Origin of the sequence: Stenotrophomonas sp. CASM101 (assembly GCF_049384845.1) — a bacterium.
Classification (GTDB): Bacteria; Pseudomonadota; Gammaproteobacteria; order Xanthomonadales; family Xanthomonadaceae; genus Stenotrophomonas; species Stenotrophomonas hibiscicola.
This window is the reverse complement of record NZ_JBMRFR010000009.1, coordinates 58,772-70,659: the sequence shown is the minus strand read 5'-3', so window position 1 is coordinate 70,659 and position 11,888 is coordinate 58,772. Positions and strand designations below refer to the sequence as shown.

Annotated in this window: 7 protein-coding genes; 5 read left to right on the top strand and 2 right to left on the bottom strand. The window is 66.9% G+C overall.

What is annotated here, in order from left to right; translation table 11 throughout:
- The first annotated feature begins 51 nt into the window (after nt 1-51).
- Together VG543_RS13740 and ybaL are read left to right on the top strand one after the other, a co-directional pair.
- A complete protein-coding gene (locus tag VG543_RS13740; RefSeq protein ID WP_346715141.1) occupies nt 52-2,439 on the top strand; it encodes a TonB-dependent receptor plug domain-containing protein in 2,388 nt (795 codons plus the stop codon).
- Nucleotides 2,440-2,592: 153 nt separating this feature from the next.
- The gene (gene ybaL / locus VG543_RS13735) at nt 2,593-4,290 is read left to right on the top strand and encodes a YbaL family putative K(+) efflux transporter (protein ID WP_164145340.1); all 1,698 of its coding nucleotides are present in this window, start codon (nt 2,593-2,595) and stop codon (nt 4,288-4,290) included.
- A 448-nt stretch (nt 4,291-4,738) separates the two neighbouring features.
- Here ybaL and VG543_RS13730 read toward each other — a convergent pair whose 3' ends face one another.
- The gene (locus VG543_RS13730) at nt 4,739-6,025 is read right to left on the bottom strand and encodes an aminotransferase class V-fold PLP-dependent enzyme (protein WP_251103419.1); all 1,287 of its coding nucleotides are present in this window, start codon (nt 6,023-6,025) and stop codon (nt 4,739-4,741) included.
- Nucleotides 6,026-6,207: 182 nt separating this feature from the next.
- Between VG543_RS13730 and VG543_RS13725 the strand changes: the two genes are divergently transcribed.
- The 3 genes from VG543_RS13725 to VG543_RS13715 all read left to right on the top strand — a co-directional run bounded on the left by VG543_RS13725 (nt 6,208) and on the right by VG543_RS13715 (nt 9,172).
- Nucleotides 6,208-6,945, top strand: coding sequence for a response regulator transcription factor (locus tag VG543_RS13725; RefSeq protein WP_058981569.1), 738 nt, complete (start codon nt 6,208-6,210; stop codon nt 6,943-6,945).
- A complete protein-coding gene (locus VG543_RS13720) occupies nt 6,942-8,231 on the top strand; it encodes an ATP-binding protein (protein WP_423178710.1) in 1,290 nt (429 codons plus the stop codon). The genes VG543_RS13725 and VG543_RS13720 overlap by 4 nt, the downstream gene beginning before the upstream one ends.
- A 140-nt stretch (nt 8,232-8,371) precedes the next feature.
- A complete protein-coding gene (locus VG543_RS13715) occupies nt 8,372-9,172 on the top strand; it encodes a MipA/OmpV family protein (protein ID WP_058981573.1) in 801 nt (266 codons plus the stop codon).
- 72 nt (nt 9,173-9,244) lie between these two features.
- Here the strand turns inward: VG543_RS13715 and clpB are convergent, their stop codons facing one another.
- Nucleotides 9,245-11,830, bottom strand: a complete 2,586-nt coding sequence (gene clpB / locus VG543_RS13710) for an ATP-dependent chaperone ClpB (RefSeq protein WP_423178711.1) — start codon at nt 11,828-11,830, stop codon at nt 9,245-9,247.
- Nucleotides 11,831-11,888: the final 58 nt, after the last annotated feature.

Genomic DNA, 11,888 nt, shown 5'->3' with positions numbered 1-11,888 from the left:
CCCCGTGATGTCGATTCCGGTGCCGCCCCCGCCAACCGGAGCCCCATCCCGATGACCCGCAAGACCAGCCTGATCGCCGCCGCCGTCGCTGTCGCACTCGGTGGCTCTCCGTTCCTTGCCGCTGCCCAGCAGGCCGGCACCGCCGCCAATACCCTGGACACGGTGATCGTCACCGGCACCCGCGTGGCCGACCGCACGGTCGCCGAATCGCAGTCGCCGATCGACATCATCACCCCTGAAGTGCTGCAGTCCACCGGCACCAGTGAGCTGGCCACCGCACTGTCGCGCGCCCTGCCCTCGCTGAACTTCCCGCGCCCGGCCTTGACCGACGGCACCAGTGGCGTGCGCCCGGCGCAGCTGCGCGGCCTGTCGCCGGACCAGGTGCTGGTGCTGGTCAACGGCAAGCGCCGCCACACCTCGGCGATGATCAACGTCAACGGCAGCATCGGCCGTGGCTCGTCAGCGGTGGACATCAATGCGATCCCGATCGCCGCCATCGAGCGCGTGGAAGTGCTGCGCGACGGTGCGTCGGCACAGTACGGCTCGGACGCCATCGCCGGCGTCATCAACATCGTGCTCAAGGGCAGCGGCCGTGGCGGCAGCCTGGCCGTGGACTACGGCCAGTACTCGGCCGGTGACGGCAACAAGTACCAGCTCTCCGGCGACACCGGCGTCGAGTTCGGCAACGGCCGCGGCCGGGTGCACGTGGCTGGCCAGATCAGCCAGCAGGACGAGAGCAACCGCGCCGGCCCGTACCGCGGCACCACGCCGAACACCGGCAACTTCCCCAGCATCGGCCAGAAGACCTTCATCGTCGGCGACCCGCGCGTGGATGCCACCGCCGCCTCGGCCAACGCCAGCTTCGACTTCAGCGACCACGTGACCGGCTACGCCAGCGCGCTGCTCAGCAACCGCGACATCACCTCGTTCGCGTTCTACCGTTCGCGCAACCACAGCGGGCAGAGCGCGCTGCTGGCGCAGACCTACCCGGACGGCTACGTGCCGGAGATCAACCAGTACTCCAAGGACCGCTCGCTGGTGGCCGGGGTCAAGGGCAACACCGACAACGGCTGGACCTGGGACCTGAGCCTGAACCACGGCGAGAACACTCTGGACTTCCACACCCGCAACAGCATCAACTACAGCCTCGGCGCCACCAGCCCGCGCTCGTTCTACGACGGCACGCTGAAGTACCAGCAGGACATCTTCAATGCCGACCTGACCAAGTCACTGGACTGGGGCCTGGCCTACCCGGTCACGCTGTCCTTCGGTGGTGAGTACCGCAAGGAAAAGTGGGACCAGAACCCGGGCGAGCTGAACTCGTACACCGGCAGCGGCGCGCAGGGCTTCGCGGGCTTCACCCCGACCAATGAAGTGCATGCCGACCGCCACAACTACGCGGTCTATGCCGGCCTGGAAGCGGACCTGACCGAGAAGTTCTCGGCCGGCATCACCGGCCGCTACGAGGACTACTCGGACTTCGGCGACCGCTTCTCCGGCAAGCTGTCGGCGCGCTATGCATTCACCGACAAGGTCGCGCTGCGTGCCACCGCCTCCAGCGGTTTCCGCGCGCCCTCGCTGGCGCAGCAGGGCTACCAGGCGGTGACCAGCCAGTTCCTCAATGGCGTGTTCGTCGAGCGTGGCACCTTCCCGACCACCAGCCCGGCCGCGCAGGCGCTGGGTGCCTCGCCGTTGAAGGCCGAAACCTCCACCTCCTACAGCCTGGGCCTGGTGCTGCAGCCGGTGGACCGCCTGTACATCACCGTCGATGCGTACCAGATCGACATTGATGACCGCATCGCGCTCTCGTCCAGCATCACCACCAACGCCGCCACCAGCGCGCTGCTGGGCACCCTCGGCCTGCCGCAGGTGACCGCGTTCTCGTACTTCACCAACGGCCTGGATACGCGCACCCGCGGCGTCGACTTCGTCTCCAGCTACACCGTGCCGTTCAGCGCCAGCAGCCTGGAGCTGACCGCCGCCTACAGCTACAACGACACCGAAGTGCGCCGCGTCGGCGGCACCCCGGCGGTGTTTGGCACTCTGGGCCTGACCCAGTCACTGATCGGCCGAGATGAGATCGGCCGCATCGAGGACAGCTACCCGCGCGACAAGGCGATCCTGAGTGGCACCTGGCGTTCGGATCACTGGGAACTGGGCCTGGCCGCAACCCGCTACGGCAAGTTCACCGTGCGCAACTCCGCCACCGCGCTGCGCGACCAGACCTACGGCGATGCCTGGGTGGTGGATGCCTCGGCCAGCTACAAGCCGAGCAGCAACTGGACCCTGACCGTGGGCGCCGACAACCTGCTGGACAAGTACCCGGACCGCACCGAAGACCTGCAGAACTCCACCTTCGGCATGCTGCCGTACAGCAACTACTCGCCGTTCGGCTTCAACGGCGCGTATGTGTACGGGCGGATCAAGTACACCTGGTAAGGGGTACTGCCGGCCGCTGGCCGGCATACCCTGTGGGGTCAGAGCCCTTTTCCTGCTGGAAAAAGGGCTCTGACCCCATTTTCCTGCAGGGTTTGCTGCATCTGGCCCATTAGGTGAAAATCGGGACATCCCCCCGATTTCCTGCGAGTGCCGATGCACCATGACACCGACCTGATCAACATCGTTGCCGTTGGCCTGGGGCTCGCCTTCATCTTCGGCGCGCTGGCCAACAAGCTCCGCTTGTCTCCCCTGGTCGGTTACCTGGTTGCTGGCATCTGCGTAGGCCCGTTCACCCCCGGCTTCGTCGCCGACCAGGCGCTGGCCAACCAGCTGGCCGAACTGGGCGTGATGCTGCTGATGTTCGGCGTCGGCCTGCACTTCTCGCTGAAGGACCTGATGGCGGTCAAGGCGATCGCCATCCCCGGCGCCATCGGCCAGATCGCGGTGGCCACCCTGCTCGGCTGGGGTGTGGCCTCGCTGATGGGCTGGCCCGCCATCCATGGCGTCATCTTCGGTTTCTCGCTGGCCACCGCCAGTACCGTGGTGCTGCTGCGGGCGATGGAGGAACGCCGTCTGCTGGAGACCATGCGCGGCAAGATCGCGGTCGGCTGGCTGATCGTGGAAGACCTGGCCTGCGTGCTGGCACTGGTGATGATGCCGGTGATGGCCGGCGTGTTCGGCCCCGACGCGGCCAAGGAGTCGCACTCGCTCGGCAGCGTGCTGGCCGACATCGGCTGGACCTTCGTGCAGCTGGGCCTGTTCGTGGCGGTGATGCTGGTGGTCGGGCGCCGGGTCATCCCGTGGATCCTGGAGCGCATCGCCGGTACTGGTTCGCGTGAGCTGTTCACTCTGTCGGTGCTGGCAATCGCGCTGGGCGTGGCGTTCGGTTCGGCGATGTTGTTCGGTGTCTCGTTCGCGCTGGGCGCGTTCTTCGCCGGCATGCTGCTCAACGAATCGGAGCTGAGCCACAAGGCCGCGCATGATTCGTTGCCGCTGCGCGATGCGTTCGCGGTGCTGTTCTTCGTGTCGGTCGGCATGCTGTTTGACCCCAACATCCTCGTCCAGCATCCGTGGCAGGTGCTGGCCACCGTCGCCATCATCATGTTCGGCAAGTCGGCGGCGGCATTTTTCATCGTGCGTGCGTTCGGCCACCCGACCAGCACCGCGTTGACCATCTCGGCCAGCCTGGCACAGATCGGCGAGTTCGCCTTCATCATCGCCGGCCTGGGCGTGGCGCTGCAGATCCTGCCGAAGGAAGGCCAGTCGCTGGTGCTGGCCGGTGCGCTGGTGTCGATCATGCTCAACCCACTGGTGTTCGGCCTGCTCGACCGTTGGCAGGCCAAGCAGGAGCAGTCCCCGCAGGCACCCGAGCCGCCTGAAGCCATCGGCCCGTCACGGGACCTGCATGACCACGCCATCGTGATCGGCTATGGCCGGGTCGGCAGCGAACTGGCGCAGGTGCTGAGCGACCGTGGCGTGCCGGTGCTGGTGATCGATGACAACAAGGAACACGTCGAGGCGGCGCACGCCAAGGGCCTGGCGGCGATCCGCGGCAGTGCGGCGGCCGACCGGGTGCTGGCCGAGGCCCATCCTGAGCGGGCGAAGATTGCGGTGCTGGCGATTCCGCAGCCGCTGGAAGCCGGTGAGGCGCTGGCCAAGCTGCGGGCGATCAACCCGGACCTGACCCTGCTGGCGCGCGCACACAGCGATGCGGAAGTGAAGCATCTGCTGGAACACGGTGCCGATGGGACGGTGATGGCCGAACGTGAGCTGGCGTACTCGCTGGCGGAGATGGTGATGGCCACGCCGCCGTATCGCGGGTTGGGCCAGCACAGTATTCCGGTGGTGTGAGGGGTGTGCGTGCGGCAGGGCTTGCAGCCCTGCACCTGCTGAAGCAACTTCAACTGCAACGGCAAAAGCAGGCATTCCGTGGGATGGCGGGGTGGGTCCGGTGGCGGGAGACGCCGTAAACCCTTCCATGGGGGCTTGGCCGCGGCATCCATGCCGCGGACACTCCCGCCACCGGACCCACCCCGCCTTCGACAGATTCCTGCGATCTGCCGGAACGGCGTTCTGCTCTGGTAGGTGTCGACCTTGGTCGACACGGCGGTGCATTGGGTCAGATCCGTTTTCCGCAGGAAAACGGATCTGACCCCGGAAACAAAAAAACCCCGGTCGACCCGCATCGACCGGGGATCTGGATCGCCACGTTGCCACGCCTTGGAGAGGCAGTTCCACCCTAGCGCATCGCGTGGCCGGCGGTGATCGCCTGTGGCGATGACGACCAAGCGCGTGGCTATCAGGCGGCGGCCAGGGCCTGCTCCAGGTCGGCGCGCAGGTCGCCGATGTGCTCGATGCCGATCGACAGCCGCACGGTGTCTTCACTGACGCCGGCCTTGGCCAGTTCCGCCGCATCCAACTGGCGGTGGGTGGTCGAGGCCGGATGGGTGGCCAGTGACTTCGCATCGCCCAGGTTGACCAGGCGGGTGAACAATTTCAGCGCGTCAAGGAAACGTGCGCCTGCCTCGCGCCCGCCCGGCAGGCCGAAGGTCAGCACGCCCGAGCCGTGCCCACCCAGATAGCGCTGCGCGGCGGCGTGCTCGGGGTCGTCGGCCAGTCCGGCGTAGCGCACCCACGCTACCTTGGCGTGCGCCTTCAGGTACTGCGCGACGGCCAGTGCATTGGCGTTGATGCGTTCCATGCGCAGGGCCAGGGTCTCGATGCCCTGCAGGATCAGGAACGCATTGAACGGCGACAACGCAGCGCCGGTATTGCGCAGCGGCACCACCCGCGCGCGGCCGATGTAGGCCGCTGGCCCCAGGGCTTCGGTATAGACCACGCCATGGTAGCTGGGGTCGGGCTGGTTGAGCCGCGCGAAGCGTTGGGGCTGTGCGGTCCAGTCGAAGCGGCCCGAATCGATGATCGCGCCGCCCAGGCTGGTGCCGTGGCCGCCCAGGTACTTGGTCAGCGAATGCACCACGATGTCGGCGCCGTGCTCGAATGGGCGCAGCAGGAACGGCGTGGCCACGGTGTTGTCGACGATCAGGGGCACGCCAGCGGCATGCGCGACCTCGGCGATGGCGGCGATGTCGGTGACGTTGCCACGCGGGTTGCCGATGGATTCGACGAACACCGCCTTGGTGCGCTCGTCGATGAGCGCGGCGAACGCAGAAGGATCAGCCGGATCAGCAAAGCGCGCTTGGATGCCGTACTGCGGCAGCGTGTGCGCCAGCAGGTTGAGGCTGCCGCCATACAGCGCGCTGGAGGCGACGATGTTGTCGCCGGCCTCTGCAATGGTCTGGAGGGCATAGGTGATCGCGGCCTGCCCCGAGGCCAGCGCCAGCGCACCGATGCCGCCTTCCAGCGCAGCCAGGCGCTGCTCCAGTACGTCGGTGGTGGGGTTCATGATGCGCGTGTAGATGTTGCCCGGCACCTTCAGGTCGAACAGGTCGGCCCCGTGCTGGGTGTCATCGAAGGCGTACGCCACCGTCTGGTAGATCGGCACCGCCACCGCGCGGGTGGTCGGATCGGGCCGATAGCCACCATGCACGGCCAGGGTTTCCAGTTGCCACTGCGGGTCGCTCATTGCACCAGGCTCCATCCGGGGAAACCGCCACCATAGGCCAGCCGGGGCGTGGCACTGAGAGCCGCTGGCGATGACGTCCGTACCGCCGGTTATCAGGTTGGCCGCGATTCAGGCAGCCGTCATGGGCCGTTGCTAGGCTTCGCCGCCGGGCGCTCCTGCCCGGGCACGGAGGCCCCACGCGCATGCAGCCATCCCCCTGGACACCCACCGCCAACGGCACGCCGACGCAGGTCCTGCTGGTGGAGGACGACCGTCGCCTGGCCGAACTGGTCAGCGACTATCTCCACGAACATGGTTTCGCCGTGCAGCATGTGGCGCGCGGTGACCTTGCCGGCGCGGCCTGCCGCCAGCATGCGCCCGAGCTGGTGGTACTGGACCTGATGCTGCCCGGCCTCGGCGGCATCGACGTGTGCCGGCAGATCCGCAGTTTCTCCGACGTGCCGATCCTGATGCTGACCGCCTGCGAAGACGACATCGAGCAGGTGCTGGGCCTGGAATCGGGCGCCGATGACTATGTGCACAAACCGATCGAGCCGCGCCTGCTGCTGGCCCGCCTGCGCGCCCTGCTGCGCCGCCGCCATGGCAGCAGCAACACCGGCACACCCAGCCGTCTGATGCATGGCGAACTGCTGATCGACCGCATGCAGCGCGAAGTGCACCTGCACGGTCAGCAGGTCGAGCTGGGCACCACGGAATTCGAGATCCTGTGGCTGCTGGCCAGCCAGCCGGGGCAGATCCTGTCGCGCGACCATATCCTGCAGGCGGTGCGCGGCATCGGCTTTGACGGCCTGGACCGCAGTGTCGATGTCAGCATCGGCAAGCTGCGCCGCAAGCTCGGCGATGATGCGCGCGAACCGCGGCGGATCAAGACCGTGTGGGGCCGTGGCTACCAGTTCAATCCGTCGGCCTGGACCGCATGAAGCGGCTGTTCCTGTGGTTGTGGTTTATCACGGGTGCCTGCTTCCTGGTGTCGGTGTTCTTCCTCAACCACATCCTGGACGGCATCTACACGCCCGTGCAGGATCGCGTCTTCGTCCAGCAGGTGCGTGGTCAGGTGTACGCCCTGCGCAGTGGCCTGGCCGGCCTGGATGCCGACCAGCAGCGTGAGCGCCTGCAGCAGTGGCAGCCACACTACGGCATCGCCCTGACCCTGCTCGACAAACCTCCCGCACTCGACGCGCAGGAACAGGTGGCCGTGAAGGCCGATGGTTTCATCGTGCGCGATCAATACCAGCAGGTCCTGCTGCCCATCGAGGGCAGCGATGGCCGCTGGCTGCACCTGCGCCTGCCTGGCGCGGTGCAGATGACGACGTACATGACCATCGCCGCCTACCTCAGCATCCTGCTGCTGGTGGGCGCCAGCCTGTACGCGTGGGTGCGCCTGCTCTGGCGCGACCTGGAAGCGCTGCGCCTGCACGCCGACCGCATCGGCGCTGGCGATCTGCAGGCACGTGCGCAGGTCTCGCCACGCTCGCAGATCCGGGTCATCGTCGACCACTCCAACCGCATGGCGGCACGCGTGGCCGAACTGGTGCAGCGCCAGCGCGACCTGACCCATGCGATCTCGCACGAGCTGCGCACGCCGATCGCGCGCGTTGCCTTCGGCCTGGACCTGATGCAGGACAGCGATGACCGCGAACGCCGCGAACGGCTGGCACAGGGCCTGCACGGCGATCTGGCCGAGCTCAACCGGCTGGTCAGCGAACTGCTGGCCTATGAGCGCCTGGAGCATCCCAGCGAAGGCGAGCCGATGCAGCGCATCGAAGCCAACGACTGGCTGCAGGCCTGTCTGGCCGATGCACGCCGTGATGCCGAACGCGCCGGCGTGGTCCTGCGCGTGCAACCCAGTGCATTGCCACGGGTGGATGCCGAGCCGCGCCTGCTGCAGCTGGCACTGAGCAACCTGGTCGGCAATGCGCTGCGCCATGCGCGCTCGCACGTGGAAGTCTCGCTGGTCGGTGTCAGCGGCCGCGCCTGCCTGCGCGTGGATGACGATGGCCCCGGCATCGCCGAAGCCGATCGCGAGAAGGTGATGCGCCCGTTCACCCGCCTGGATGACAGCCGCAGCCGCGATACCGGGGGCTTCGGCCTGGGCCTGGCCATCGTCAGCCGCATTGCCGTCCGCCACGGCGGCGAGCTTCGCATCAGCCGCGCCACATTGGGCGGCGCGCGCCTGGAGATGCACTGGCCGCTGGCTGCCAGCTGAACGCCCTTGGGTGGAATTACAGTTGATTACAACTCCCGCACAACTGCGGACGGATCGGTCGCCGGCGTATCGCCACGCTAGCGACCCTGCAGCACTCGCCGGATGCGCGCGCTGCCTTCCTCCCATTGTCGAGAGTTTCCATGTCCCAGCTTCGCCGTTCCCCCGCCCTGCTCTGCCTGGCCCTGTTGCCGCTGTTCGCCGCACCGATCGCCCACGCCAGGGATGACCACTGGACCTTCGAGCTCGCTGCCGGCGGTGGCGTGGCGCCGCGCTACAGCGGCAGCGAGGAGTATCGTGCGACGCCGTCGTTGTCCTTTGATGTCACCTCGCCGGGTGGATGGTTTCTGGGCACCACTGGCATTGGCTGGGGCACCTCCATCGGCGAGCACACCCGCGTGCGCGCGTATGTCGGCGCCAGCGGCATCCGCAAGGAAAAGGACTCGCTGCTCGGCGGTTCCGACTTCCTGCGCGGCATGGGTGATATCGATACCCGTCCCCTGGTCGGCGTCTCGGCTGGTTATACGCTGGGCGAAGCCGTGCTGAGCGGCTCCTGGCAGTTCACCGGCAAGGACGAGGACAAGGCCGAGAACGGCCTGGCCACCCAGCAGATCCATCTGAACCTGAGCATGCCGCTGTTCGACCTGGCCGGCGGCGTGGTCAGCGGCAGCGTGTCCACCGACTACGGCAACCGCGGTTACATGCAGACCTGGTACGGCGTCAGCCCGGAACAGGCGGCGCGTACCGGCTTTGCCGAGCACAAGCCAAAGGCCGGCCTGGTCAGTGCCGGTGTCGGCCTGAAGTGGAGCCACCGCGTGGGCCGCAACGGCAACTGGTACATCTCGGCCGAAGGCACGCGCCTGCTCGGTGATGCCGCCGACAGCCCGATCGTGCAGAAGGCGAACCAGTTCGGCTTGATGAGCGGCTATACGCACCGCTTCTGAGTGAGCGCCGGGCATGGCCCGGCATACCTCGCAGGAAACGGGGCGCTGCGGCCAGGCGGCGCCCCGTGTGAATCACGCTTTGGCGAACACCAGGCGACCGCCGTCGTTGCCAACCTCGATGGTGTCGCCGTTGACAAAGGCGCCGGACAGGATCTGCTGCGCCAGCGGATTTTCCAGTTGCGACTGGATTGCACGCTTCAACGGGCGCGCGCCATAGACCGGATCGAAGCCGACGTTGCCGAGCAGATCGAACGCCGCATCGGAGACCGACAGCTTCAACCCGCGCTCGGCCAGGCGCTTCTCCAGCCCGCGCATCTGGATGCGCGCGATCTGCTTGATCTGCTGCTTGTCCAGCGGGTGGAACACCACGATGTCGTCGAGCCGGTTGATGAACTCCGGCCGGAAGTGCGCCTGCACCACGCCCATCACCGCCGCCTTCATCTGGGTGTAGGCCTCGGGGCTGTCGTCGGCGCTCATGTCCTGGATCTGGTGCGAGCCCAGGTTCGAGGTCATCACGATGACGGTGTTGCGGAAGTCCACGGTACGGCCCTGTCCATCGGTCAGGCGGCCATCGTCGAGCACCTGCAGCAGGATGTTGAACACATCCGGATGCGCCTTCTCCACTTCGTCCAGCAGGATCAGCGAGTACGGACGGCGACGCACGGCCTCGGTCAGGTAGCCACCTTCCTCGTAGCCGACATAGCCCGGAGGCGCGCCGATCAGGCGGGCGACGCTGTGCTTCTCCATGAACTCGCTCATGTCGATGCGGATCATCGCGTCGGCACTGTCGAACAGGAATTCGGCCAGCGACTTGCACAGCTCGGTCTTGCCGACGCCGGTCGGGCCGAGGAACAGGAACGAGCCGGCCGGACGGTTCGGATCGGACAGGCCTGCACGCGAGCGGCGCACGGCATCGGAGACGACCTTGATCGCTTCCTCCTGGCCGACCACGCGGTTGTGCAGCACCTCTTCCATGCGCAGCAGCTTGTCGCGCTCGCCTTCGAGCATCTTGTTGACCGGGATGCCGGTCCAGCGCGAAACGACCTCGGCGATCTCCTCGTCGGTCACGCGGTCCTGTACCAGCTTGAAGTCCTTGTGCTCGGCTTCCTGGGCCGCGGCCAGCTGCTTTTCCAGCTGCGGCAACAGGCCGTACTGGATCTCGCTCATCTTGGCGAAATCCTGGCGGCGCTGCGCGGCCTCCAGCTCCAGCTTGGCCTGCTCGACCTGTTCCTTGATCTTGGTTGCGCCCTGCAGCGCGGCCTTCTCCGACTTCCAGATTTCATTGAGATCGGAGAACTCGCGCTCCAGCGCATCGATGTCCTTTTCCAGATCGGCCAAGCGCTGCCGCGAGGCTTCGTCCTTCTCCTTTTTCAGCATCTCGCGCTGGATCTTCAGCTGGATCACCCGGCGTTCCAGGCGATCCAGCTCCTCCGGCTTGGAGTCGATCTCCATGCGCAGGCGTGAGGCGGCTTCGTCCATCAGGTCGATGGCCTTGTCCGGCAGCTGGCGGTCGGTGATGTAGCGGTTGGACAGCGTGGCTGCAGCCACGATGGCCGGGTCGGTGATTTCCACACCGTGGTGCACGGCGTACTTTTCCTTCAGCCCGCGCAGGATCGCGATGGTGTCCTCCACCGACGGCTCGCCCACGAACACCTTCTGGAAGCGGCGCTCCAACGCGGCATCCTTCTCGATGTACTTGCGATACTCGTCCAGCGTGGTGGCGCCGATGCAGTGCAGCTCGCCGCGCGCCAGCGCTGGCTTCAGCATGTTGCCGGCATCCATCGCGCCATCGGCCTTGCCGGCACCGACCATGGTGTGCAGTTCGTCAATGAACAGGATGATCTGTCCTTCGTTCTTGGCCAGGTCGTTGAGCACGCCCTTCAGGCGCTCCTCGAATTCACCGCGGAACTTGGCGCCGGCGATCAGCGCGCCCATGTCCAGCGACAGCACGCGCTTGCCGCGCAGGCCTTCGGGCACTTCGTCATTGATGATGCGCTGGGCGAGCCCTTCCACGATTGCGGTCTTGCCCACGCCGGGTTCGCCGATCAGCACCGGGTTGTTCTTGGTCCGGCGCTGCAGCACCTGGATCGTGCGGCGGATTTCCTCGTCACGGCCGATCACCGGATCGAGCTTGCCGCTCTCGGCACGCGCGGTCAGGTCGATGGTGTACTTCTCCAGCGCTTGCCGCTGTTCCTCGGCATTCTCCGACTGCACGTTCTCGCCGCCACGCAGCTTGTCGATCGCAGCCTGCAGGCGGGTCTTGTCGGCACCGGCGGCGCGCAGCGCCATGCCCAGCGTGCCGCCGTCTTCCAGCGCCGCGAGCACGAACCACTCGCTGGCAATGAAGGCATCGCCGTGCTGCTGGGCCAGCTTGTCGGTCTGGTTCAGCAGGCGCCCCAGGTCATTGCCCATCGAGACGTTGCCGGCCTGGCCGGACACCTTCGGCAGTGCATCCAGCGCCTCGGTCAGGCGCTCGCGCAGCACCGGCACGTTCACCCCGGCCTGGGCCAGCAGCGGACGCGTGCTGCCGCCCTGCTGGTCCAGCAGCGCGCTGAACAGGTGAACCGGTTCGATGATGCTGTTGTCGCGGCCCACGGCCAGCGACTGTGCGTCTGCCAGCGCCTGCTGGAAACGCGAGGTGAGCTTGTCCATCCGCATTGCGAATCCTCATCGGTCATCAGGGCCGGCCCGCGCCGGCGATGCTGGGAAGATGCGG